This is a genomic window from Sphingomonas faeni (assembly GCF_040407505.1).
GTDB lineage: Bacteria > Pseudomonadota > Alphaproteobacteria > Sphingomonadales > Sphingomonadaceae > Sphingomonas > Sphingomonas faeni_E.
Window position 1 is genome coordinate 245,939 of record NZ_JAPZPQ010000005.1, and the last position, 22,452, is coordinate 268,390.

Annotated in this window: 23 protein-coding genes and 2 tRNA genes; 12 read left to right on the top strand and 13 right to left on the bottom strand. The window is 65.8% G+C overall.

Going from position 1 to position 22,452, the window contains the following annotated elements; all coding sequences use genetic code 11:
• Positions 1 to 33: 33 nt before the first annotated feature.
• The 3 genes from O6X71_RS16315 to O6X71_RS16325 all read right to left on the bottom strand — a co-directional run bounded on the left by O6X71_RS16315 (position 34) and on the right by O6X71_RS16325 (position 1,901).
• On the bottom strand, positions 34 to 321 hold the full coding sequence (locus tag O6X71_RS16315) for an accessory factor UbiK family protein (RefSeq protein WP_056485995.1): 288 nt from the start codon (positions 319 to 321) through the stop codon (positions 34 to 36).
• Between the two features lie 50 nt (positions 322 to 371).
• Positions 372 to 890: a TspO/MBR family protein gene (locus tag O6X71_RS16320; RefSeq protein WP_435368504.1), complete on the bottom strand. Its 519-nt coding sequence runs from the start codon at positions 888 to 890 to the stop codon at positions 372 to 374.
• Between the two features lie 219 nt (positions 891 to 1,109).
• Entirely contained in the window at positions 1,110 to 1,901 is a 792-nt protein-coding gene (locus O6X71_RS16325) for a TlyA family RNA methyltransferase (RefSeq protein ID WP_353466768.1), read from the bottom strand.
• 185 nt (positions 1,902 to 2,086) lie between these two features.
• Here O6X71_RS16325 and O6X71_RS16330 point away from each other — a divergent pair, with 185 nt between their 5' ends.
• Positions 2,087 to 2,758 carry an RBBP9/YdeN family alpha/beta hydrolase gene (locus O6X71_RS16330; protein WP_056047792.1) on the top strand — a complete coding sequence of 224 codons (672 nt, stop codon included), beginning with the start codon at positions 2,087 to 2,089 and terminating at the stop codon, positions 2,756 to 2,758.
• A gap of 143 nt (positions 2,759 to 2,901) precedes the next feature.
• Here O6X71_RS16330 and O6X71_RS16335 read toward each other — a convergent pair whose 3' ends face one another.
• Both O6X71_RS16335 and dxs read right to left on the bottom strand, forming a co-directional pair.
• Positions 2,902 to 3,069 (bottom strand): hypothetical protein, encoded by a 168-nt coding sequence (locus tag O6X71_RS16335; RefSeq protein WP_353466769.1) that lies wholly within the window; start codon positions 3,067 to 3,069, stop codon positions 2,902 to 2,904.
• Positions 3,066 to 4,988 carry a 1-deoxy-D-xylulose-5-phosphate synthase gene (dxs, locus tag O6X71_RS16340; RefSeq protein WP_056062743.1) on the bottom strand — a complete coding sequence of 641 codons (1,923 nt, stop codon included), beginning with the start codon at positions 4,986 to 4,988 and terminating at the stop codon, positions 3,066 to 3,068. The genes O6X71_RS16335 and dxs overlap by 4 nt, the downstream gene beginning before the upstream one ends.
• Before the next feature lie 92 nt (positions 4,989 to 5,080).
• On the opposite strand from dxs, the gene O6X71_RS16345 reads away from it, so the two are divergent.
• The gene (locus O6X71_RS16345; protein ID WP_353466770.1) at positions 5,081 to 5,617 is read left to right on the top strand and encodes a GNAT family N-acetyltransferase; all 537 of its coding nucleotides are present in this window, start codon (positions 5,081 to 5,083) and stop codon (positions 5,615 to 5,617) included.
• 137 nt (positions 5,618 to 5,754) lie between these two features.
• Here O6X71_RS16345 and O6X71_RS16350 read toward each other — a convergent pair whose 3' ends face one another.
• Both O6X71_RS16350 and O6X71_RS16355 read right to left on the bottom strand, forming a co-directional pair.
• The gene (locus O6X71_RS16350) at positions 5,755 to 6,222 is read right to left on the bottom strand and encodes a Fur family transcriptional regulator (RefSeq protein WP_107961831.1); all 468 of its coding nucleotides are present in this window, start codon (positions 6,220 to 6,222) and stop codon (positions 5,755 to 5,757) included.
• 41 nt (positions 6,223 to 6,263) lie between these two features.
• Positions 6,264 to 6,647 (bottom strand): MerC domain-containing protein, encoded by a 384-nt coding sequence (locus tag O6X71_RS16355; protein WP_353466771.1) that lies wholly within the window; start codon positions 6,645 to 6,647, stop codon positions 6,264 to 6,266.
• A 280-nt stretch (positions 6,648 to 6,927) separates the two neighbouring features.
• Here O6X71_RS16355 and O6X71_RS16360 point away from each other — a divergent pair, with 280 nt between their 5' ends.
• The 3 genes from O6X71_RS16360 to rpsI all read left to right on the top strand — a co-directional run bounded on the left by O6X71_RS16360 (position 6,928) and on the right by rpsI (position 9,141).
• A complete protein-coding gene (locus O6X71_RS16360) occupies positions 6,928 to 7,980 on the top strand; it encodes a COX15/CtaA family protein (RefSeq protein ID WP_120299665.1) in 1,053 nt (350 codons plus the stop codon).
• Positions 7,981 to 8,104: 124 nt separating this feature from the next.
• Complete coding sequence (gene rplM / locus O6X71_RS16365; protein WP_060524218.1) at positions 8,105 to 8,584, top strand: 50S ribosomal protein L13; 480 nt, start codon at positions 8,105 to 8,107, stop codon at positions 8,582 to 8,584.
• The gene (gene rpsI, locus O6X71_RS16370) at positions 8,584 to 9,141 is read left to right on the top strand and encodes a 30S ribosomal protein S9 (protein WP_082441435.1); all 558 of its coding nucleotides are present in this window, start codon (positions 8,584 to 8,586) and stop codon (positions 9,139 to 9,141) included. The genes rplM and rpsI overlap by 1 nt, the downstream gene beginning before the upstream one ends.
• Before the next feature lie 416 nt (positions 9,142 to 9,557).
• Here rpsI and O6X71_RS16375 read toward each other — a convergent pair whose 3' ends face one another.
• Together O6X71_RS16375 and O6X71_RS16380 are read right to left on the bottom strand one after the other, a co-directional pair.
• A complete protein-coding gene (locus O6X71_RS16375) occupies positions 9,558 to 10,541 on the bottom strand; it encodes a polysaccharide deacetylase family protein (protein ID WP_353466772.1) in 984 nt (327 codons plus the stop codon).
• A complete protein-coding gene (locus O6X71_RS16380; RefSeq protein ID WP_353466773.1) occupies positions 10,538 to 12,427 on the bottom strand; it encodes a sensor histidine kinase in 1,890 nt (629 codons plus the stop codon). The genes O6X71_RS16375 and O6X71_RS16380 overlap by 4 nt, the downstream gene beginning before the upstream one ends.
• A 167-nt stretch (positions 12,428 to 12,594) precedes the next feature.
• On the opposite strand from O6X71_RS16380, the gene O6X71_RS16385 reads away from it, so the two are divergent.
• On the top strand, positions 12,595 to 13,062 hold the full coding sequence (locus O6X71_RS16385; protein ID WP_055880606.1) for an Lrp/AsnC family transcriptional regulator: 468 nt from the start codon (positions 12,595 to 12,597) through the stop codon (positions 13,060 to 13,062).
• A 221-nt stretch (positions 13,063 to 13,283) separates the two neighbouring features.
• Here the strand turns inward: O6X71_RS16385 and O6X71_RS16390 are convergent, their stop codons facing one another.
• Entirely contained in the window at positions 13,284 to 14,576 is a 1,293-nt protein-coding gene (locus tag O6X71_RS16390; RefSeq protein WP_353466774.1) for a hypothetical protein, read from the bottom strand.
• Between the two features lie 163 nt (positions 14,577 to 14,739).
• On the opposite strand from O6X71_RS16390, the gene yaaA reads away from it, so the two are divergent.
• From yaaA to O6X71_RS16415, 5 genes are all read left to right on the top strand, one after another.
• Positions 14,740 to 15,489, top strand: coding sequence for a peroxide stress protein YaaA (gene yaaA / locus O6X71_RS16395; protein ID WP_353466775.1), 750 nt, complete (start codon positions 14,740 to 14,742; stop codon positions 15,487 to 15,489).
• Entirely contained in the window at positions 15,486 to 16,172 is a 687-nt protein-coding gene (locus tag O6X71_RS16400; protein WP_353466776.1) for an SDR family NAD(P)-dependent oxidoreductase, read from the top strand. The genes yaaA and O6X71_RS16400 overlap by 4 nt, the downstream gene beginning before the upstream one ends.
• Before the next feature lie 229 nt (positions 16,173 to 16,401).
• The gene (locus tag O6X71_RS16405) at positions 16,402 to 16,683 is read left to right on the top strand and encodes a hypothetical protein (protein WP_353466777.1); all 282 of its coding nucleotides are present in this window, start codon (positions 16,402 to 16,404) and stop codon (positions 16,681 to 16,683) included.
• 120 nt (positions 16,684 to 16,803) lie between these two features.
• Positions 16,804 to 19,569 carry a DNA gyrase subunit A gene (gene gyrA, locus O6X71_RS16410; RefSeq protein WP_353466778.1) on the top strand — a complete coding sequence of 922 codons (2,766 nt, stop codon included), beginning with the start codon at positions 16,804 to 16,806 and terminating at the stop codon, positions 19,567 to 19,569.
• Complete coding sequence (locus O6X71_RS16415; protein ID WP_353466779.1) at positions 19,566 to 19,916, top strand: DUF952 domain-containing protein; 351 nt, start codon at positions 19,566 to 19,568, stop codon at positions 19,914 to 19,916. Before gyrA ends, O6X71_RS16415 begins: the two co-directional genes overlap by 4 nt.
• Before the next feature lie 326 nt (positions 19,917 to 20,242).
• Here O6X71_RS16415 and O6X71_RS16420 read toward each other — a convergent pair whose 3' ends face one another.
• The gene (locus O6X71_RS16420; RefSeq protein WP_353466780.1) at positions 20,243 to 21,190 is read right to left on the bottom strand and encodes an alpha/beta fold hydrolase; all 948 of its coding nucleotides are present in this window, start codon (positions 21,188 to 21,190) and stop codon (positions 20,243 to 20,245) included.
• 79 nt (positions 21,191 to 21,269) lie between these two features.
• Here O6X71_RS16420 and O6X71_RS16425 point away from each other — a divergent pair, with 79 nt between their 5' ends.
• Positions 21,270 to 22,238: an alpha/beta hydrolase gene (locus O6X71_RS16425; RefSeq protein WP_353466781.1), complete on the top strand. Its 969-nt coding sequence runs from the start codon at positions 21,270 to 21,272 to the stop codon at positions 22,236 to 22,238.
• 9 nt (positions 22,239 to 22,247) lie between these two features.
• Here O6X71_RS16425 and O6X71_RS16430 read toward each other — a convergent pair.
• Together O6X71_RS16430 and O6X71_RS16435 are read right to left on the bottom strand one after the other, a co-directional pair.
• A tRNA-Arg gene (locus tag O6X71_RS16430) sits at positions 22,248 to 22,324 on the bottom strand.
• 50 nt (positions 22,325 to 22,374) lie between these two features.
• A tRNA-Arg gene (locus O6X71_RS16435) sits at positions 22,375 to 22,451 on the bottom strand.
• Position 22,452: the final 1 nt, after the last annotated feature.

Genomic DNA, 22,452 nt, shown 5'->3' on the forward strand with positions numbered 1-22,452 from the left:
TCGGCCCCAATTCTGCGGAAAACTGTGGAAAAGTCAGTCGACCGACGCCCCGAGCGGTGCATTTACGGTCGACTGCGCCGCGAACTTTGCTTCGAGCGCGTCGAGCCGAGCCTTCAACGCGTCGTTCTCGTCGCGTGCGGCCGATGCCATCGCCTTCACGGCGTCGAACTCTTCGCGGCTGACGAAGTCGAGCCCGCCGAGCCATTCGCGCGCGCGTTCCCGCGCACCGGAACCGGCTTCGCGACCGACGCCCGCAAGCGTACCGGCAGCACCGTTCAAGACCTTGACGATATCGTCGAACACGCGGTTTTCGGACTGCATTGCTTCAAAATCCCAAGACTGTCGCAGTGACTGTTACAGTGACTGCTGCGTCACAGCATTTGGGACGTATGCGGCGCGGGTGCAAGGGTTTCGGCATCCGGGTTCAACTGCCCGATGCTGAACGCGAGCACGCCTGCGAAGCTGATCCAGACCATGTACGGCACCATCAGCCACGCCGCGGCGGGGCGGATGCGCGCGAATACAAAGGTCGCGGCGATCGACAGCACCAGCATCGCGACGATCACGAGTACCGACAGTCCGATCCTGTGCGCGCCGAAGAACATCGGTGTCCAGACGAGGTTGAGCAGGAACTGGCCGACGAACAAGGCGACGGCCAGCCCGCGCAACCGAGCGCCACGCGCGTTGAGGATCATCGCGAGCGCCAGCCCGATCATGATATAGAGCGTGGTCCACACGACCGGAAATACCCAGCCCGGCGGGTTCAGCGCGGGCTTGGCGAGCGCCATGTACCAGGCATTCTCGCTGCCGACGCTGACGGATCGGCCGGACAGGAAGCCGAGCAACAGGATCAGGGGCACGGTCACGACCGCCCAGCGGAGGAACGACATCCTCAACTGGCCCTTCGAAGCGATACCGCCCACACAAATCCTTCCGCCTCTACGCGCGTTCGTCCTGGCGCGCATTTTGCGATCGGTAAACCGAGTTTGGTGGATAATCGTTCCGCTAGTGGTTCATTCCGGCACGCTACCTCCCCACGCCGTCATCCTGACGAAGTCAGTATCCAGGATACCGAGCGCGCCCCGCGTGGCGCTGAGGCCTGACTTTCGTCAGGATGACGGGGGCGTTTCGGGCACGTCCGACGCAGACTGATCCACCGTCGAACTCTCGCCATGCAAAGCAGCAATCAGGAACTCGACATTACCCTCCGGCCCCGTGATCGGGCTCTCGACCACGCCGACCACGCTCCACCCCTGTCCCGTCAACCACGCCGCGACCTCGTCGCAGACGCGCTGGTGGATCGCGGTATCGCGGACGACACCACCCTTCCCCACTTCGCCGCGCCCCGCCTCGAACTGCGGCTTCACCAACGCCATCAGCCGCGCGTCGGGCTTGGCGAAGGACATCGGCCGCTCCAGCACCTTGGCCAAGCCGATGAAGCTCGCATCGCAGACGATCAGGTCGACCGGCTCGGGAATATGCGCGGGCGTCAGGATACGCGCGCTGGTCTGTTCGTGGACGACGACGCGCTCATCCTGCCGCAGCGACCAGGCAAGCTGGTTGGTCCCGCTGTCGACCGCGTAGACCTTCGCCGCGCCGTTCTTGAGCATGACGTCGGTAAAGCCGCCGGTCGACGAGCCGACGTCGATTGCGACCGCGCCGGTCACGTCCCAGCCGAAATGGGCAAGGCCGTGCGCCAGCTTGATCCCGCCGCGCGAAACCCAGGGATGATCGCGACCGCGCACATCGAGTTGCACGTCGTCCGCGAGCGTCTGCCCTGGCTTGTCGACCTTCTTCGTCCCCGCGAACACGAGGCCCGCCATGATCAGCGCCTGCGCGCGCGTCCGCGACTCGACGAGGCCTCTGTCGACCAGCATCTGGTCCGCGCGTATCTTCACCATCGCGTGCGTATCGCCGCCTGATCCGATTGCCGCAAGCTGCCTTCCTTTCGCCGCAATGCCATTGCCTACCGAACGAGTAGGATTATCTTGAGGGCATGGGATCGTGACCGGATGGCGTGCCCTAAAGCGTCCTTCGGCCACGCTCCCGACCTCGAAGAACGAGGTTTTGGAGAAGGAGAAGCGCTGTGGGTAGTTTCGCACCGTATGATTCCGTCCAGCCAACGATCCTGACCGTGCCCGGCCTTGGTGGATCGGGTCCTTCGCACTGGCAGACGTTATGGGAAGAGGCGCGGCCCGACACGGTGCGCGTCGAACTCGGCATGTGGAACACGCCGCACCGCAACGCCTGGGTGACGCGTCTCGACGAAGCGATCCGGCAGGCGCAGGCGCCGGTAATCCTCGCCGCGCACAGCCTCGGGTGCCTCGCAGTGGCATGGTGGGCCGAACTGAGCCCGCAGCCTTATGGGTGGCCCGTGGCAGGCGCGCTTCTCGTGGCGCCGGCGGACGTAGATCGCGGCGGCGCACAGGCCGAACTGAAAGGCTTCTCGCCGACTCCGCGAACCCCCTTGCCGTTCCCGTCGATCGTGGTGGCGAGCAGCGACGATCCCTGGGTCACGCCCGAGCGCGCGCACAGCATGGCGGCGGACTGGGGCAGCCACTTTGTCGACGCCGGGCCGCAGGGGCATCTGAATGCCGCGAGCGGGATCGGTTGGTGGCGCGAAGGGCAGGATTTGCTGGAGCGCGTCATCGCGGCAAGTGGCGATGGTCGGGGGCAGGCTTTGCCGCCGAGCAAGGCGCGGTCGATCCTTGCGGTAAGCGCAACCGATGCCGCGCAGACACATTATTTGGGGGGGTGATGTCGCCCACCTGACTATACCACCCCGGCGAAGGCCGGGGCCCAATTGGTGAGGTCACAGTAACGAAGCACCGCGCTCCGTTACCAACGTCTCCCAATTGGTCCCCGGCCTTCGCCGGGGTGGTGGCTGCTACCAAAGTCCGCTTACGAAATCCGCGTACCATCCTCGTCGAACAACTCAGGGTTCGCCGCCTGCTCGGCCTTCGCCGCAGCCAGCCCACCCCGCATCCGCCGCCACATCGCAATATTCAACGACACCATCACGACCACCGCCAGCGCAATGATCACAAGACCCTTGGTCGGCCCGGTCATGCGCGCGCTTCGGCAACCCCGCCCGAATTGTGACGGAGCGCCTTGAGCACGGTATCCACCAGCGCGGTCGCATCGAGGCCGGCTTCGGCATACTGGACTTCGGGCTTGTCCTGGTCCTGATACACGTCGGGCAGACGCAACGTACGCAGCTTGAGCCCACCGTCGATCAAGCCCTCGTCAGACGCCATCGTCAACACATGCGCGCCGAAGCCACCGACCGAATTCTCCTCGATCGTCACCGCAACTTCGTGCGTCGTAAGCAGCTTACGGATCAGGTCGACGTCGAGCGGCTTGGCAAAGCGTAGATCGGCGACTGTCGTGCTCAATCCCTTGGCTTCGAGAACCTCCGCGGCCTTGAGCGCTTCTTCGAGACGCGTGCCGAGCGACAGGATCGCGATCTTCTTGCCCTCGCGCACGACGCGACCCTTGCCGATCTCCAGCAGTTGCGGAGTCTCTGGGAGCGCAACGCCGGTACCGTTGCCGCGCGGATAGCGCACCGCGATCGGGCCCGTGTCGTACTGCGCCGCGGTGTGCGTCATGTGGACGAGTTCCGCCTCGTCCGCCGCCGCCATCACGACGAAATTCGGCAGCGTCGCGAGGTAGGTGACATCGAACGATCCGGCGTGAGTCGCACCGTCCGCGCCGACCAGGCCCGCACGGTCGATCGCGAAACGGACCGGCAGGTTCTGGATCGCCACGTCATGAACGACTTGGTCGTACGCGCGCTGGAGGAACGTCGAGTAGATCGCGCAGAACGGTCGCATCCCCTGCGCGGCAAGCCCGGCCGCGAAGGTGACGCCGTGCTGCTCGGCAATGCCGACGTCAAAGAACCGGTCGGGATACGCCTTGGCGAACGCGTCGAGCCCGGTGCCCGACGGCATCGCCGCAGTGATCGCGCAGATCCGCGGGTCCTTCGCAGCCTCGGCGACGAGCTGCGCGCCGAACACGTTCTGGTATTGCGGCGGACCCGGCGGCGCCTTGGTCTGGACGCCGGAGATCACGTCGAACTTCTGGACGCCGTGATACTTGTCCGCGGCAGCCTCGGCGGGGCCGTAGCCCTTGCCCTTCTTGGTGACGACGTGAACGAGGATCGGACCTTCCTCGGCATCGCGGACATTCTCGAGCACCGGGATCAGGTGTTCGAGATTGTGCCCGTCGATCGGGCCGACATAATAGAAGCCGAGTTCCTCGAACAGCGTGCCGCCCATCGTCATGCCCCGCGCGAACTCGTCGGTCTTGCGCATCCCGCTGGCGATCGGCCGTGGCAGCCGCTTGGCGAGTTTACGCGCGAGATCGCGGAAGCCGAGGAACTCGCGGCTCGACACGATTCGGCTAAGATAGGCCGACAATCCGCCGACCGGCGGCGCGATCGACATGTCGTTGTCGTTGAGGATCACGACGAGGCGGTTTCCCGCCTGCGCGGCGTTGTTCATCGCCTCGTACGCCATGCCAGCGGACATCGCGCCGTCGCCGATCACCGCGATGCCCTTGCCAGGCGTCCCCGCGATCTTGTTGGCGATCGCAAAGCCGAGCGCGGCCGAGATCGAGGTCGACGAATGCGCCGCGCCGAACGGATCGTATTCGCTCTCGCTACGCTTGGTGAAGCCGCTGAGGCCGCCGCCCTGGCGCAGCGTGCGGATCCGATCGCGGCGTCCGGTGAGAATCTTGTGCGGATAACACTGGTGGCCGACGTCCCAGACGAGGCGATCGCGCGGGGTATCGAAGACATAGTGGATCGCGGTGGTCAGCTCGACCACGCCGAGGCCCGAGCCGAGATGCCCGCCGGTGGTGCCGACCGCGGAAATCGTCTCGGTACGCAGTTCGTCGGCGAGTTGGCGGAGCTGGTCCGGGCGCAGCTTGCGGAGGTCGTCGGGCGTCGAAACGGTGTCGAGCAGCGGTGTCGAGGGAAGGTCGGCCATCGGACGGGCTTAATGCAGCGCGCGTATCGTGTCGATTGTTACCGTGTCCTGCGCTAGCATTCGCACTGGAATCGCTCGGAAAGTGCACAATTATGAACTTTACGCACCGTGTGGCCGGTGAGGCGGATATCCCGGCGATCGCCGCGCTGATGGCACGCGCAATCGGCGCGTTACAGGGGGACTTCCTCACACCGGCACAGGTCGAGGCGAGTCGGGCGGTGATGGGACTCGATACGCAATTGATCGCGGACGGGACATATCTGCTGGTCGAGGCGGAGGGTCGGCTGGCCGGATGTGGCGGGTGGAGTCGGCGCGCGACGCTGTATGGGGGCGATCACAGCACGGCGTTGCGCGATGCGGCGTTACTCGATCCTATGCGCGACGCCGCGCGGATTCGCGCGATGTATACCGACCCGGACTTTACGCGGCGGGGTGTCGGGAGGCTGGTGTTGTCGGTCTGCGAGGCGGCAGCGCGAGAGGCCGGATTTGCGCAGGCGGAGATGATGGCAACGCTGGCCGGAGAGCCGCTGTACCGCGCCTGCGGGTATCTGCCGATCGAGCGGATCGAAACTCCGGGAGACGTGCCGGTGCCGATGATCCGGATGGGGAAGGATCTGGGCAGAAGCTGATCCTCCCCCGCCAGGGGGAGGTGGCACCGAAGGCGACGGAGGGAGAGGACACGGAACAGCGGTTTGCCCTTTCCTCCCCCTCCGTCTGGCAAGCGCCAGCCACCTCCCCCTGGCGGGGGAGGAATAAGCGGTCGAAGCTACTTCGCCTCGCAGTCCGCGCAGCGCCCGCGGACTTCGATCACCGGCCTCACCGGGGAGAAACCCGCCGCCTCAGCCGCGTTCCGCACACCCTTGGTGATCGTGTCGTTATCGAGATGCGTGGTCTGGCCGCACGAGTCGCAGACCAGGAAGATGCAGTCATGCAGGCAATCCGGGTGGGCGTTGGCGACATAGGCGTTCGCGCTCTCGACTCGCCGGGCGAGGTTGGCGCCGACGAACAGATCGAGGATGCGGTACACGCTGTTCGCGGCGACGCGGCGGCCTTCGGCTTTCGAGACGGCCTCGGCGATATCGTAGGCCGATGCCGGCTTCTCGAAGCTGGCGAGCGCAGCGAACACGCTGGCGCGCATCGTCGTCCATTGCTCGCCGGCCTTTTCGAGCGTCGTCTGTGCTGCGACGGTGAGATCGGCGCCTTGCGGTTCGGTGTGGTTGTGAGCGTGCGCCATGCTGAGTGAAGTAGGATGCCGGAGGGGTTCCAGCAACCCGCTCATCTTTCCGCGCGGCGGTTGAGATCGTGGCCGAATGCGAGCAGGCCGACGCCGACGATCGTCCACAACGTCTCGCCGCCACCGCTGTCGTGCGGCAGCGTCATCGCGCCCGCCATGATGCCGAGTCCGAGCGCGCCCATCGCGGCAGGCATCATATAGCCGTGGTTGAGCACGCCGCGCCCGAGCGCGAGCGCGCCGAGGCCGATCGCGATCGTCAGGCCGACTTCGTGGAAGATCGGGTCGAGCAGGAAACCGCCCGCGGTCGACATCAGCGCGACCAGCACGGAGGTCGCTAGGCAATGCACCATGCACAGGCCCGACAGTCCGATCGCATAACGATCGAGACCGGCGAAGCGGTGGGTATGCGTAGCCGAGGGCGTCATCGTTCGTCGGATATAGATGGACGGTTGAAAGGATACAACATTACATTGCAGATTTTCTTGGGGAATTTTGTCCGCGTTTGCCGATCATCCCCACGTTGCTGCCGTCATCCTGACGAAAGTCAGGACCCAGAGCCGTAACCGGCAATGCTTGGTACCCTGGGTCCTGACTTTCGTCCGGATGACGGAGAAGGCCCCCTACCCGCAGCACCTCCAGCAACATGAAGCAACGGCGCACCACGAACCGATGGCGCACCGCCGCGCAAACCACTATCTCATCCCCATGCTTCAACCCAGCGCCGCCTTCCTCAGCAAAGCCCGTCCTCGTTCCGTCGCCCTGTGGCTGTTCACGGTCGCCGGCCTGATCGTTGCGATGGTTGTCATCGGCGGGATCACGCGGCTGACCGAGTCGGGGCTGTCGATCACGCAGTGGAAGCCGATCAGCGGGATCATCCCGCCGCTCAACGACGCGCAATGGCAGGCCGAGTTCGACGCCTACAAGCGCATCCCCGAATACGCCGCGTTCAATGCCGACATGACGGTCGGCGGGTTCAAGGCGATCTTCTTCTGGGAATATCTGCATAGGCTGTGGGGCCGCGTGATCGGTCTCGTCTTCGCGGTGCCGCTGATCTGGTTCGCGGTGCGCAAGCGCATCCCGGTCGGCTATGGCTGGCGGCTGTCGGCGTTGCTGGCGCTCGGCGCGTTCCAGGGCGCGATCGGCTGGTGGATGGTAGCCTCGGGCCTGTCGGTTCGCACCGATGTCAGCCACATCCGACTCGCCGTCCACCTGCTGACCGCGCTGACGATCCTCGCCGGGATTGTGTGGACCGCGCTCGACCTGATGGCGCTGCACCGCAATCCGCTCGCCGCCCCTGCCCGCCTCGCGCCCGTAGCGATCCTCGCGCTGGCGCTGCTGTTCGTCCAGTTGGTCTACGGCGCGTTCACCGCCGGGCTCGACGCCGGCTATGCCTTCGCGAGCTGGCCGCTGATGGGCGACGGGCTGTTCCCTGCCGACGTGCCGATGGTGAACCCCGCCTGGAGCAACGCCGTCGACAACCCGATCGTCGTCCAGTTCATCCACCGCTGGTTCGCGTTTGCGGCCGCCGCCGGACTGATCTGGCTGGCGATCAAAGCGACCAAGACCGGCAGCAGCGCGGGATTCTTCGTCGTCGGACTCGTCACGCTGCAGATCATGCTTGGCATCGCGACGCTGATGACCGGCGTGCAGATCGACGTCGCGGTCGCGCACCAAGGCAACGCCGCACTCCTCCTTATCGCTGCTATGTTCGCCGCGCACGCAGTCGGCACAGCGCCCCGCCTGAAGCAGCGGGTATAATAATACCCGTCAGGAAACCGGCGGAAAGCTTGACTTGAAGCCCCCCTTTCAGCATTAGGCCGGCATTCGCGCTGCGGGGCCTCCCCTTGGTGCGCTCGCATTCAATCTGGAAGGTCTAACGCCCATGAAGGCGCTCATGAAGACCACCAAGTCGGCGAAGCCGGCTGAGGTGGAGAAGCAGTGGCATATCGTCGACGCGGAAGGTCTCGTCGTCGGTCGTGCCGCATCGATCATCGCCAACGTCCTGCGCGGCAAGCACAAGGTGTCGTTCACCCCGCATGTCGATTGCGGTGACAACGTCGTCGTGATCAATGCCGACAAGATCCGCTTCACCGGCAACAAGGCCGCGAAGAAGATTTACTACAAGCACACCGGTTACGCCGGCGGCATCAAGGGCATCACTGCCGCCAAGGTCCTCGACGGCCGCTTCCCGGAGCGCGTTCTCGAAAAGGCTGTCGAGCGCATGATCCCGCGCGGCCCGCTGGGTCGTGAGCAGATGCGCAACCTGCGTATCTTCAAGGGCACCGAGCATCCGCACGAGGCACAGAACCCTGCCGTGCTCGACATCGGCAGCATGAACCGCAAGAACAAGGTGGGCGCATAATGTCCGACAACCGCCAGTCGCTCGCCGATCTCGCGAGCCTGACCAACCAGCCCGCGCCGGCTGCCCCTGCCGAGCAGGCTCTGCCGACCAGCGAAGGCGATATCGCAGCGCCGGTGTCGAACGAGCCCGTCCGCGAGCCGATGCCGCTGCGCGAGCAGATCCTCGACAAGCAGGGCCGCGCCTATGCGACCGGCCGTCGCAAGGACGCCGTCGCACGCGTCTGGGTCAAGCCCGGCACCGGCAAGATCACGATCAACGGTCGTGACCAGGAAGTGTATTTCGCACGTCCGACGCTGCGTCTCGTCATCAACCAGGTGTTCGGGATCACCGAGCGCGAAGGTCAGTACGACGTCGTCTGCACCGTCAAGGGTGGTGGCCTTTCGGGCCAGGCCGGCGCGGTCAAGCACGGCATCAGCCAGGCACTGACCCGCTTCGAGCCGGTGCTGCGCGCATCGGTGAAGGCGGCAGGCTTCCTGACCCGCGACAGCCGCGTCGTCGAGCGCAAGAAGTACGGCAAGGCGAAGGCCCGTCGTAGCTTCCAGTTCTCGAAGCGCTAATCGCGCTTTCAGTATCTGCGTATCAGAAGGGCGGTCCGGCAACGGGCCGCCCTTTCTGGTTTTGGGCCTGCGACTACGCCAACGCTAGTTTGAACGCTCCAACAAAGCCCAGACCCCAACGATCTCCCCTCCCTGGAAGGGAGGGGTCGGGGGTGGGTCGGCCAGCTTGAGCCCCAACGGTCGAAAATGCGGAAGCCGACCCACCCCCAACCCCTCCCTTTTAGGGAGGGGAGCCTGTTGGAGTTGGCGCGCAGCGTGGCTATTGCAGAGGCCACGGCGGTCGAACTTGTCGAACGTGACGCTCCCACCAGATACGAAAGCGCGTCGATGCCGCAGCGGCGCGGCCGTTTCTTGTTCTCCCGCGAAGGCGGGAGCTCAGTCTGGGTCCCCGCCTTCGCGGGGAAACAATCGACGCCTTACCCCAACGCCGCGATGATCTCGTCGAGCGAGGCGTTGCGGATCCCGCGGCGCTCGAACTCGTCGAGCATCGTGGTCCACCATGCGTGAAATCGCTTCAGATCCGCCGCGTCGCGAACGTAAGGCGTGTGACCCGGGACCAGGGACGGCGAGTGGAAGGACAGGTTGAGCAACCGCAGCCCTTCGCCAGCCGCCACCGCGACGGCTTCCAGAGCATCGGCGATCGGCATGTCCTCGGGCGTCAGCGCGATCCGGGACAGCAGGTGCGCGCGTGCGAAGAGGCCCCTGCCCTTTGGAATGCGTCCGAGTGCCCGGTACAAATGCGGGCCAACGCGACGCGCATGGCCCGTGAAGACCGTGGTCAGCGGCAACTCGACGATGTCCTCCGCGCGATAGGCGCCGGCGTCGGCCATCGAGAAGTCGGGGCCTCCGTCAGCACTGTAATCATAGCCCGGACGAACCGAGCTATCGATCCGGTAACCGAGCCTAGCGAGCAGCGCAAAACTGTTGGGACCGATGCCGTAGCGGCCGGCGCGATAGGCGCGCGGAGCTCGGCCGAATGCGGTCGCGATGGCCCGGGTCAGCGTTTCGAGCTTGGCGGCTTCCGATGCGCGCGGCAGGTTGCCGGCGTAACTCGATCCCGGCGGCGCGCTGTCCGGGAACGGCGGATTGACCCAGGCATGGAGCTGCGTGCCGATCTCCGACCGTCCGTCCTCGACGACACGCGACAAGATCGCGACGGCCGCCGGATCGGTAGCGACCGGGTAATCGACCATGCAAGCCAGCGCGACGCCCCGTTCGGCGAACCGGCGATGCGCCTCTGGAAACGCCGCCATCGCCGTCGTCGCGCGATTGCGGCGATCAAGCGGGGCGTTCCAGTCGAATTCCTCTTCGACGTCCACGAAGACGGTGAAGCGCGTGCCGAAATCGTCCGGCCATACCACGCGTTGTGCGTCGGTCGGGCGCGGGGGGCGATACGTCACCGCTGTTCGTCGGCGGTCCGCTCCGCATCGACAGTATCAGCAGCCGGAAGCTGAAGCGTCAGGCGGTCGGCGCCGATCGTCAGGACGCCGCCCAGTTCGACCGCGAGGTTCTGGGCGAGCCGCAACGCGAACCCGGTCCCGAGCAAGGGCGCACCATCGCCGTCGCTCTCATGTTCGGCATCGATGCTCAGCAGGACATCGGTGGCATGCGCGGCGAGCGCAGCGGGTCGGTCGAACTCGATCGTCACGGTATCGGCGACCGGCCGGACGACCACGCCGAGCTGCTCGCCTTTCCGCCCCGCCGAAACCAGCGCAGCGAGCAACCGGCCGATCAACCGCTCGACCGCACGATCGTCGCCGAGAATGTCGCAGTCGCCCGCCGGCATCGCTACGCCCAGGCTCGTGCCACGCAGCGTCGCGAGCGGCTGGAGATCCCGCGCAACCCGGTCGAGCAACGCACGAACCGGCACCGTCGTCGGGCGCAGGTCGAGCGCACGCCCTTCGATCCGCGCGGCAGTATCGAGATCGTCGATCGCCGCGAGCAGGTCGCCCGCCTGCGTGCGGATCGTGGTCGCACGGTCGCGGTAGGTCGGCGAGACCGGACCGAGCAACTGCGTCTCGATCAGCTCCGCGAACCCGGCGATGGCGTTAGTCGGCGTGCGCAGTTCGTGAACGAGCTGGCGGAGCGAGTCGGACACCGGCGACGAGACACGAACCGGCTCGGCCGTCTCGTCCCGCCGTGGCCGTCGCCCCGTTCCGCGGAAACCGATGAATCGGCCCGATGCGTGCTCGAACGCCGGAACGCCCGACAGCCGCCACGATCCGAACGCATCGGATAGGCCGCCTACTTCGAGCCGCGCATCGCTGAACCGCGAGCGTCGGCGGAATGCGCCTGCCGCGACTCCGTCAAGATGCGCCTCGCCTTGTTGCGCGGCATAGGCAAGCGACACGCCGACCAGTGCCGAGCGCGCGACGCCGTCGACCATCCGAATGACGCCTTGCGCGTCGGTCTCGAAGCGGAAGCCCTCGATTTCGGCGGCCGCCGGCGCTGGCGTAGCAGCATCGACGGTGCGGTCGCGATTGAACGCCTCGATGCGCGCGACGAGGTCGGAAATCTCGAACCGGTCCGCCGGCGCCGGTCCAGCCGGCTCGACGACAGTCGGCTCGGTCTCGGCTAGCTTGGCGTGGCGAAACGCCTCGGCAACGAACGGCAGCCCGCGTGCGACCGCGCCGAGCGCCATGAACGGGGTCTCGCTCAGCGGCGCGGCGTATAGGGACAGCTCGGGAATGTCAGCGGGAGCCGGTTCCGGAAGCTTCGCGACCGGGTCATCGCGGACTGGCGCTTTTTCGATCGGCACCGGCTCGGGGGCGATCGGCTCGGGCGCGGCCGGTTCCACCTCCGCCATCTCGATCTCGACTGGCGCTTCGGGTTGCGGCAACACGAAGTCGGTCGGACCGAAGCTCTGCAACCCACGCTGGACCTCGGCGGGCAGATCGCGACGATGACGCAGTACGGATCGGCTCGGCGGTGTCAGTCGCGGGAGAAGCGCAAGCCAATCGTCCGGCTCCAGCGTCGCCGTCCGCAACACCGGCGCGGCGATCGCCAGCACGTCTTCCGCGAAGAACCCGACGAGCCGCGCATCGGGCTTGGCAAACGCCAGCGCCCGCGCACTCGCAGCCCGTACCTCGACCGGCACCGCCTGGCGCAACAGCCGCAACCGCGCGATCGCCGGCTCGTCGACCACCGCACGACCGCGTCCCATCAGGTCGACCAACTGCCGCCATGCCGACTGCGCACCGAAATCGGTGGCCATATCGGCGGCAAGGATCGTCTTCAGGCTATCGTCGAACCGCACATCGTTCCCCGGCTTCAGCGGGCTTAGCACGCTCTCCGTACCGATTCCTTAACGCGCGCGGCGATGCGAAGGAACAACCCATTTTGGTGGGCAACAGCCTTCGTCGCATTGTGGGACAATTGCGTTTCGCCGCAACAATCTTATCGCTATGAAGAATGAATCGCTTGGTTTGCGATGCCCATCAGGAGTTGCGTGAAATGAGTTTTGACCGGATCGATCGGCAGATCCTGTCGCTGTTGCAGGCCGACGGTCGAATGACCAATGTCGACCTCGCCGACCAGGTGGGGCTCACTGCACCGCCGTGCCTCCGCCGTGTCCGCGCACTCGAGGAAGCGGGTGCCATTCGTGGCTATCACGCCGATCTCGATGCCAGCCGCCTGGGCTTCCCGATCACTGTGTTCGCGATGGTGTCGCTGCGCAGCCAGGCCGAGCACGACCTCGCCGCGTTCGAGCATCACATCGCCGACATTCCCGAGATCCGCGAATGCCACATGCTCAACGGCGAGATAGACTTCATCCTGAAGATCGTCGCGGCGGACCTGAAGAGTTTCCAGGAAATCCTGACGACGCACCTGACGCCCGCGCCCAACGTGGCGAGCGTGAAGACGTCGCTGACGATCCGGACGGCAAAGGCGCTGTCGGGCATCCCGGTGGTGGTCGACTAGTCTTCTGACTTTCTAGCCTTCGCCCCTTCCTGGAAGGGAGGGGTTGGGGGGTGGGTCGGGTTCCGCTTGGTTCGGACCTTCGTGACACCAGCCGGCTTACCCACCCCCCCTGCCCCTCCCTTTCAGGGAGGGGAGCTCAGCACGCACGCGGCTAACGATACCCCAAACAAAAACGGGGCGGCATTTCTGCCACCCCGCTTCCTTGTTCAAGACGCCGTGGCTTACGCAGCCGGTGCGCCGAGCAAGGTCGTCCACAGGCCAGCAACATCCGCCTTGGGCGAAGCCTTGACCGCAGAGAACGCCGTCGTGGCGCCAGCCTTGTCGCCGGACCGCGCGAGCGCGATGCCCATATGCAGGTTGACGTCGTCGGCATCGACGCCGCCCTTGGTCAGCGCCAGGCGATACAGCTCGATCGACTTGGCGTAGTTGTTCTGGCCGAGATAGGCATCGGCCGTACCCGCGGCGAGCTTGCCGTTCGGCGCGGCCGCAGCGCGCTTCTCGAGACCCGACAACGGGCCGTCGTTGGCGATGTTCTTGCTCGCGTCCGCCAGCAGGCCCTTGGCCATCGTGTTCGACGCCGGGATCTTGCCCGACGCAAGACCTTCCTTGATCACCGCCTGCGCTTCGCTCGGCAGGCCGCGACGGTTCACGCTGTCGGCATACTGGAGATAGTCGGTCTGATCGGCGAGCGAATTGGTCGCACGCATCAGGCGGAACACGTCGACCTTCTGCGCTTCATCGAGCGGAATCAGCGCGTTGGCCTGGATGCCCGACAGGATCAGCACGTCACGCCAGTTCTTTGCCGACGGGTATGCCGTGATCCACTTCTTCAGCCACGCCATCGTATCGGCGTTGCGCTTGGCGGCGTAGGACTTGGCGATCGCGTACCGGTAATATTCCTCCGGCGCCTTTTGGCCCGATGCCGTCATCTGCGCGATGCTGGCCTCCAGATCGGCGGTCGCACCGGCGACGTCGCCGCTGTCCATCTTCGCCTTGATGACCTGCAGCGGCAGGTTCGGATCGGTGTAGCCGAGCTCCTTCGCCTTGGCGAAATACTGGAGCGCGATCGGGTACTGCTTGCCGTTGAACGCGAGTGCACCGCGGCGATAGGCGTAGCGACCACGGTCTGCGGCCGGCGTCGCCGGGTTGGCGATCAGCGCGTCGAGCGGCTTTGCCAGCGTCGTCTCGTTCATCGGCGCGTTCGGGTTGGCGGTCTGCGCGGCGACCAGCTTCTCATTCTCGAGCTGATAGCGGAGCGCGGCGCCGATATACTTCTCGTAGTCGGTCTTGGCGGCGGCATCGACCTGGTCGATCGCGGTCTGCGCGCCGGCATAATCCTTGGCGGTCAGCGCAGTCTGTGCGGCAATGCCCGGCTTCTGGACTTCGGGGCTCAGCTTCATGGCCGGTGCCTCTTCGGCCTTCTTGTCCTTGGCGAACGCAGGCGCCGACAGCGCGAGGCCGCTCGTGCCGGTGGCGAACGCCGCAATCAGTGCAAGCTTGGAAATGGTCTTCATGCGGAAACTCTCCCTCTGCGTCGGCCCGCTTACGTAAGTGGCGCGCCGCGACGCTATATGGTCCGTGGTGCATACGTTCAAGCAAGCGGTCCGGATCCCCTGCCTGCAAATTAGCGGGTGAACGTCGATTGAACGCGCTCACCGCCGCCGCTAGATCGCGACGATGATCGCTGTCCTATCGCCCGCCAAGACGCTCGATTACGAGAGCGCGCTGCCCAAGCTCGACCCGACCACGCCGCGCTTCGCCGATGAGGCGAAAACGCTGGCGCATGCCGCCGCGCACCTGACGCAGAAGAAGCTGTCGGAACTGATGCATATCTCGCCCGCGCTGGCGAAGCTCAACGCCGACCGGTATCGCGATTTCGACACGCTGCCCGAGCGGCCGGCGATGTTCGCGTTTGCCGGCGACGTCTATACCGGGCTGGAGGCCAAGACGCTCGACGAGGCGGCTGTCGATTACGCGCAGGATCACGTGCGGATGCTGTCGGGGCTGTACGGCTTGCTGCGGCCGCTCGACCTGATGCGGCCTTACCGGCTGGAGATGGGCACACGCTGGGCGCCGCGGAAGACGAAGCTGACCGACTGGTGGGGAGACCGGATCGCCAAGCTGCTCGCCGACGATGTCGATTCGGAGGGATCGGGGACGATCCTCAACCTCGCGAGCCAGGAATATTGGGCGGCGGCGGATGGGAAACTGCCCAAGTCGATCCGCGTCGTCGCGATCGATTTCCGCGAGGGCGAGGCGCAGAAGTTCGTCAGCTTCCACGCGAAGAAAGCCCGCGGGATGGTCGCGCGGTGGCTGGTCGAGCACCGTGTCGACGACATCGAGGGGATCAAGGGGTTCGACAGCGACGGCTATGCCTATGACGCGGCGGGCAGCAGCGACGCGCAGTTCCGGTTCGTGCGCAAGTGAGCAGCGCGGTCGTCATCGGTGTGTCGGGCGGGATCGGCAAGGCGCTGGAAGAGGCACTGATCGACGAGGGGGCTTTCGACAAGGTCTACGGGTTCGCGCGGTCGGAGAGCGGCGATCGGCATCTCGACTTGGAGGACGAGGCCAGCATTGCGGCGGCGGCTTTGCGGGTCGGCTCGCCGACGCTGGTGATCGTCGCGACGGGCTTGCTCCACGACGGCGACAAGGGCCCCGAGAAGGCGATGCGCGAGCTCGATCCGGTGTGGATGGCGCGCAACTTCGCGATCAACGCGATTGGGCCCGCGCTGGTGGCGAAGCACTTCCTGCCGACGATGCCGAAGGCGGGGCGGATCGTATTCGCGGTGCTCTCGGCGCGCGTGGGGAGCATCGGCGATAACAAGCTCGGTGGGTGGTACGGCTATCGTGCGTCGAAGGCGGCACTGAACCAGTTGGTGAAGACGATCTCGATAGAGGACAAGCGACGGAACTCCAGCGGGATCGTCGTCGGCCTGCATCCGGGCACGGTCGACACCGGCCTGTCGAAGCCGTTCCAGGGCAACGTGACGCCCGGCAACCTGTTCAAGCCGGACCGCGCGGCGGTGCAGTTGCTCGACGTCATCGACGGCCTGCGCGCACCGGACAGCGGGAAGCTGTTCGCCTGGGATGGTGTCGAGGTCGCGCCGTGACTTGCCCCCCTCCCTGGAAGGGAGGGGTTGGGGGTGGGTCGGCCGGTTGCAGACCACGACCGCTAGCCAATGCGGAAGCCTACCCACCCCCTGCCCCTCCCTTCCAGGGAGGGGTAAGAAGTAAGCCCCACTCATGACGCGGATTTCACCAGCCTGCCACACTCTGTTCAGGTCCTCCGGCGCAGTCTCTCTACATCGTCCACCAAGGCCGAAACGAGAGGATACCCGCATGAAGAAGTCCCTCCCCCTCGCGATCCTCGCCGCCGCTACGCTGCTGTCCGGCACCGCAGCCGTCGCCGCGACCCAGGCTCAGACCAGCGTCAAGCCGAAGACCGTCGCGACGCACACCACCACGACCAGGACCACCACGCCGATGGGCAACACCAAGGTCGCCAAGCGCACGACGACGGTCAAGAAAGGCCGCATGGTCAGCGCCAAGCTCGCGAACGGCAAGACCGTCACCTATGATTGCTCGCTCGCCGGCAACAAGACCAAGACCGCCTGCAAATAAGCCCGAATTAACGATGAAACCCTTCTCCCTCGCGTGCGTACGCGTGCGCGGGGGTAGTAAGGTGCCCCCCCCTCGGCTAAGGTGTGTCATCATACCGCAACAAGCCGAAAGCGTTCAGATTTGACCGACGAGACCATACTCGCCGAACCCCAGGGCGGCGAGCCCGCCGGCATCGCCACGATCTCGATCGTCGACGAGATGAAGTCGAGCTATCTCGACTATGCGATGAGCGTCATCGTCGCGCGCGCGCTGCCCGACGTCCGCGACGGCCTCAAGCCCGTGCATCGCCGCATCCTGTACGGCGCCCACGAAAGCGGCTTCGTCGCCGGCAAGCCTTACCGCAAGTCCGCGCGCATCGTCGGTGACGTGATGGGTAAATACCATCCGCACGGCGACAGCTCGATTTACGACGCCTTGGCCCGCATGACCCAGGACTGGTCGATGCGCGTGCCGCTGATCGACGGCCAGGGCAACTTCGGCTCGATGGATCCCGATCCACCCGCGGCAATGCGCTACACCGAGGCGCGTCTCGGCAAGGTGGCGAACGCGCTGCTCGGCGATCTCGACAAGGATACGGTCGACTTCACGCCCAACTATGACGGCTCGGAGCGCGAGCCTTCGGTGTTGCCGGCACGCTTTCCGAACCTGCTGGTCAACGGCGCGGGCGGCATCGCGGTCGGCATGGCGACCAACATCCCGCCGCACAATCTCGGCGAAGTCATCGCCGCGTGCCTCGCCTACATGGACAATGGCGCGATCACGACGGAAGAGCTGTTCGAGATCGTCCCAGGTCCCGACTTCCCGACCGGCGCGATCATCCTCGGCCGCGCGGGCGCCAAATCCGCGTACGAGACCGGCCGCGGCTCGATCATCGTCCGCTCACGCCACATCGTCGAGGAGGGCAAGGGCGACCGTCGCTCGATCGTCCTCACCGAGATCCCGTTCCAGACTGGCAAGAACGGCCTGGTCGAGAAGATCGCCGAAGCCGCCAAGGACAAGCGGATCGAAGGCGTCAGCGACATCCGCGACGAATCGAGCCGGATGGGCGTGCGCATCGTCATCGACCTGAAGCGCGACGCGACCGTCGACGTGGTGCTCAACCAGCTGTGGCGGCACACGCCGGCGCAGTCGAGCTTCCCCGCCAACATGCTCGCGATCCGCGGCGGCCGTCCCGAGCTGCTCAACCTGCGCGACATCATCGGCGCGTTCATCACCTTCCGAGAGCAGGTCATCACCCGCCGCTCGAAGTTTGAACTCGCCAAGGCTAGAGAGCGCGCGCACCTGTTGCTCGGCCTCGTCATCGCGGTCACCAACCTCGACGAGGTCGTCAAGATCATCCGCGGCTCGTCCAGCCCCGCCGAAGCGCGCGGCAAGCTGCTCGCCCGCGAGTGGCCGGTCGAGGAGATCGCGCCGTACATCGCGCTGGTCGAGGCGGTCGAGGACAAGCAGGCCGACGGCATCTACAGGCTGTCCGAGCCGCAGGTCCGCGCGATCCTCGATCTCCGCCTGCACCGCCTCACGCTGCTCGGTCGCGACGAGATCGGCGACGAGCTGAAGGCGCTGGCCGCGACGATCGGCGAGCTGCTTCATATCCTTGGCGATCGCGCGAAGCTGTACGAAGTGATGCGCGGCGAGCTGATCGCGATCCGCGACGAATTCGCCACCCCGCGCCGTTCCGAGATTGCGGCTGCCGCCAACGGCATCGACGACGAGGACCTTATCGAGCGCGAGGACATGGTCGTCACCGTGACCATGCAGGGCTATATCAAACGCACCAGCCTCGACACGTTCCGGGCGCAGGCGCGCGGCGGCAAGGGTCGCGCGGGCATGTCGACGAAGGACGAGGACGTCGTCACCGAGCTGTTCGTCACCTCGACGCACACCCCGGTGCTGTTCTTCTCGAACCTCGGCAAGGTCTATCGCTACAAGGTCTGGCGCCTGCCCGAGGGTGGTCCCGCCACGCGCGGTCGGCCGATGATCAACCTGCTGCCGCTGGCGCCGGGCGAGACGATCTCGACCGTGCTTCCGCTGCCGGAGGATCTGAGCGAGTGGAGCCGCCTGCACGTGATGTTCGCGACGCAGCGCGGTCTCGTCCGCCGCAACGCGATGGACGCGTTCACGAACGTGCCGTCGAACGGCAAGATCGCGATGCGCTTCGAAGAAGGTTCGGAGGACAAGCTGATCGGCGTCGCCTTGCTCAGCGAGCATGACGACGTGCTGCTCGCCACCAAGCTCGGCAAGGCGATCCGCTTTGCCGGCGACGACGTCCGCGAGTTCCAGAGCCGGACGTCGACGGGCGTGCGCGGCGTGACGCTCAAGGGCGACGACGAGGTCATCTCGCTGTCCATCCTACACCGCGTCGCGGCAACGCCTGCCGATCGTGAAACCTACCTCAAGTTCGCACCTTGGAAGGGCGAGCGCGAGGGTGAGCATGATCTTGGGGCCGAACGGTACAATGATCTGAAGGACCGCGAGCAGTTCATCCTGACCGTTTGCGAGAACGGCTATGGCAAGCTGTCGAGCGCGTACGACTATCGCCAAACCGGTCGCGGTGGTCAGGGCATTACCAACATCGACAACATCGCGCGTAACGGACCCGTCGTGGCGAGCTTTGCCGCGGCGAAGGGCCATCAGCTGATGCTGGTAACCAACCAGGCGAAACTGATCCGCACGACGCTCGCGTCGCTCCGCGTCATCAGCCGCAATTCGGCCGGCGTGAAGCTGTTCGACGTGGCGAAGGGCGAGCATGTCGTCTCCGCCGCACGGATCGAGGAAACCGAGGAAGACGCCGAGATCAACCTGGCGGACGCCGTGCCGGAAGTCGCTCCGGATACCGGCGCGACGATCGGCGAAGATACGGCTGCGGGCCCGGAGGACGGCGAATGAGCCGCGATCCGATCGCCTATAAAGTGCTGACGGGGGAGCAGCTGGCGACTCTGGAAAGCGGGAGCTTTGCGGGGGCGCCGGTGGATCTGGCCGATGGCTACATCCACCTTTCGACCGCCGAGCAGCTGACGGAGACGGTCGACAAGCACTTCGCCGGGCAGTCGGACCTGCACGTGGCGGCGATCGATCTCGAAGCGCTCGGCGACGACGTGAAGTGGGAAGAGTCGCGGGGGGGGCAGTTGTTTCCGCACATCTATGGCGGGCCGCTGCTGCTCGAAGTCGTACTGTCCTACGGCCCCCTGGAACGCGACGACGAGGGTAAGGTGAAGCTCCCCGTCGCGGGCTGACCGGTACTCAAACGCAAGCATGTTCCCCCGCGAAGGCGGGAGCCCAGCCTGGACTCCCGCCTTCGCGGGAGAACAAGGAGCGGGAGATGTCGCTCGATTATGGCGTAGGGCTGCGAGTTACCGGTGCGGTATCAGCGGGGACGGTGGTATTTTGCTCCACCGCCGGCCCTCAGTTGCTCGCGCCGTCCTCCACCAAGGCACCACCCCGGCGAAGGCCGGGGCCCAATTGGAAAGTTCGGCGTAACGGAGGGATGCACTTCGTTAGCTAGCTCCCCCAATTGGGCCCCGGCCTTCGCCGGGGTGGAAAGTCTACGGGACGCCGCCCCTCACCCAGCCGCAAACGCAGCGCTCACAAACCGCGCACACGCTTCAGGCGCGGTAATCGGGATCATGTGCCCGCCCTCAATCGTGTCGATCTTAGCCCCCGGAATAACCGCCGCAGTCCGGTGCCCATTCCAAGCCGGATCAAGAATAGCGTCCTGCCGCCCGAACAATATCCGCACCGGCAAACCGATCTCCGCATACCGCCCAACCATAGCCGTCACATCGTCGTTCGCCCCGGCCAGATCCGCCGCCGCCGCCGCGATCGCGATCGGCCGTGCCGACAGCGCACCACCGCCCCGCGTTATGAAATCCTCCGGCACAGCCTCGGGCGCAAACACGCCTTCGAGCGTCTTCTTCGCGGTCAACCGACTGAGCGGTGTCCCCAGCACCTGCGCGAACGCCAGACGCGCACCCGACGGAATCCGCGCGAGCCCGCGGAAGCTCTCGGGTACCTGCTCCAACGGCTGCGTCAGCGGCGCGATCAGGGCAAGCGCGCGGACCAGATGCGGATGGTCGAGCCCGACCGCGAGGCTCAGCGCACCGCCCAACGAATGCCCGACCAGCAAAGGCCGATCGAGCCCGAGCTTCTGGATGAAGTCGGCGATGATCGCGCCCTGCCCGATGATCCCCGGCATCGCCCCCGTCGCGGTCGAATAGCCCGACCCCGGCCGATCGACGACGATCACGCGATAGTCGTCCTTCAGCAGGTCGACGAGCGCATAACTGAAGTTGCGCAACTGCCCGGCGAGCCCGTGGACCATGACGATCGCCGGCCCGCTGCCGACATCGATATAATGCAGTCGAGCGCCCGCGACGTCGAGAAAACGCCCTTCCGCCGGCACCAGATCCTCGGCAAGCCGCGCGACGCGGCTCGAATAGAGCGACAGCCCGATCCCCGATACCGCCGCCAGCAGCGCCCCGCCGATCAATCGCTTGCCCGTCCGCTTCATAGCCATCTCCTTCAAATCCTTAGTGCGCTGAACGCCCGGCCTTGTCCAAAGTCGCAGCCGCCCGCGCAGGGAACCCGTCGTGGCCACCAAACGTCCGACCCGCGAAGGAGATGCGCCGGTGGATCCACAGGCTCGAACGATACTCGACACGATAAAGACGCTGGCCCCCGATGCCGATCCGCACGCTAACGACGCGCGGTGGCTCGCCGACTTCCGCTACCAGACGGCGCTGCTGAAGACCTTCTCCGGCGATCCGGAACCGGTCCATGCGATCACGCACCTCCTGCTGCCGTCCGAGTCCGGACCGCTGACCGTCCGGCTCTATCGCCCGAAACCCGGCCCATTGCCGCTCCTGCTGCACATCCACGGCGGCGGCGCGATCGCCGGGTCGCTAGACGGCCACGATCCAGCCTTGCGCGCACTGGCGAACCGGACCGGCTGGCTGGTCGCAGCGCCCGCCTATCGCCTGGCGCCCGAACATCGCTTCCCCGCGCAACTCGACGATAGCTGGACGGCGCTTCTCGGCCTCGTCGCACAAGCAGACGCGCTGGATATCGACCTGTCGCGCGTCGTCCTCTCCGGGGACAGTATAGGCGGTACGCTCGCAACCGCCCTCGCCTCCCGCGCAGTGTCCGAAGACGCACCAACCCTACAAGGCCAGATCCTGCTCTACCCGAACACCGACCTGCGCCGCGATGCCGCCTACCCGTCGCGCCAAAGCGAAGACGGCAACATTATCGACGCGAAGTCCTTGGAGCGCCAGATCGACCTGTACCTCGCCTCGAACGCAGATCGCACCGATCTGCGCGCGTCGCCCGTCATGACAAGCGACCTCGCTGCCCTGCCCCCGACGCTGCTGGTAACCTGCGAGAACGACCCGCTACGCGACGAGGGCGAAGCCTATGGCCAGCACCTGCGCGACGCAGGCGTCGCGGTCGACCACGACCGGTTCGACGGCATGATCCACGCCTTCCTGCAAATGGGCGGAAGGCTGGACGCGAGAGACCGGCTGCTCGATCGCATCGCCCGCTGGCTCGACGCCCGATGATAGGAAGAATGGTGCACCCAGAGCGATTCGAACGCCCGACCCTCAGATTCGTAGTCTGATGCTCTATCCAGCTGAGCTATGGGTGCATCGCCGTCCCGTTTCCGGTTCGACAAGCCCGCCGTGAAGCGGAAAATCCTGGTGCACCCAGAGCGATTCGAACGCCCGACCCTCAGATTCGTAGTCTGATGCTCTATCCAGCTGAGCTATGGGTGCA

Coding starts and splice junctions, on each gene's coding strand:
- O6X71_RS16315 (WP_056485995.1), bottom strand. CDS start 321: ATGCAGTCCGAAAACCGCGTGTTCGACGATATCGTCAAGGTCTTGAAC.
- O6X71_RS16320 (WP_435368504.1), bottom strand. CDS start 890: ATGTCGTTCCTCCGCTGGGCGGTCGTGACCGTGCCCCTGATCCTGTTG.
- O6X71_RS16325 (WP_353466768.1), bottom strand. CDS start 1,901: ATGGTGAAGATACGCGCGGACCAGATGCTGGTCGACAGAGGCCTCGTC.
- O6X71_RS16335 (WP_353466769.1), bottom strand. CDS start 3,069: ATGACCGGGCCGACCAAGGGTCTTGTGATCATTGCGCTGGCGGTGGTC.
- dxs (WP_056062743.1), bottom strand. CDS start 4,988: ATGGCCGACCTTCCCTCGACACCGCTGCTCGACACCGTTTCGACGCCC.
- O6X71_RS16345 (WP_353466770.1), top strand. CDS start 5,081: ATGAACTTTACGCACCGTGTGGCCGGTGAGGCGGATATCCCGGCGATC.
- O6X71_RS16350 (WP_107961831.1), bottom strand. CDS start 6,222: ATGGCGCACGCTCACAACCACACCGAACCGCAAGGCGCCGATCTCACC.
- O6X71_RS16355 (WP_353466771.1), bottom strand. CDS start 6,647: ATGACGCCCTCGGCTACGCATACCCACCGCTTCGCCGGTCTCGATCGT.
- O6X71_RS16360 (WP_120299665.1), top strand. CDS start 6,928: ATGCTTCAACCCAGCGCCGCCTTCCTCAGCAAAGCCCGTCCTCGTTCC.
- rplM (WP_060524218.1), top strand. CDS start 8,105: ATGAAGGCGCTCATGAAGACCACCAAGTCGGCGAAGCCGGCTGAGGTG.
- rpsI (WP_082441435.1), top strand. CDS start 8,584: ATGTCCGACAACCGCCAGTCGCTCGCCGATCTCGCGAGCCTGACCAAC.
- O6X71_RS16385 (WP_055880606.1), top strand. CDS start 12,595: ATGAGTTTTGACCGGATCGATCGGCAGATCCTGTCGCTGTTGCAGGCC.
- O6X71_RS16390 (WP_353466774.1), bottom strand. CDS start 14,576: ATGAAGACCATTTCCAAGCTTGCACTGATTGCGGCGTTCGCCACCGGC.
- yaaA (WP_353466775.1), top strand. CDS start 14,740: ATGATCGCTGTCCTATCGCCCGCCAAGACGCTCGATTACGAGAGCGCG.
- O6X71_RS16405 (WP_353466777.1), top strand. CDS start 16,402: ATGAAGAAGTCCCTCCCCCTCGCGATCCTCGCCGCCGCTACGCTGCTG.
- O6X71_RS16415 (WP_353466779.1), top strand. CDS start 19,566: ATGAGCCGCGATCCGATCGCCTATAAAGTGCTGACGGGGGAGCAGCTG.
- O6X71_RS16420 (WP_353466780.1), bottom strand. CDS start 21,190: ATGAAGCGGACGGGCAAGCGATTGATCGGCGGGGCGCTGCTGGCGGCG.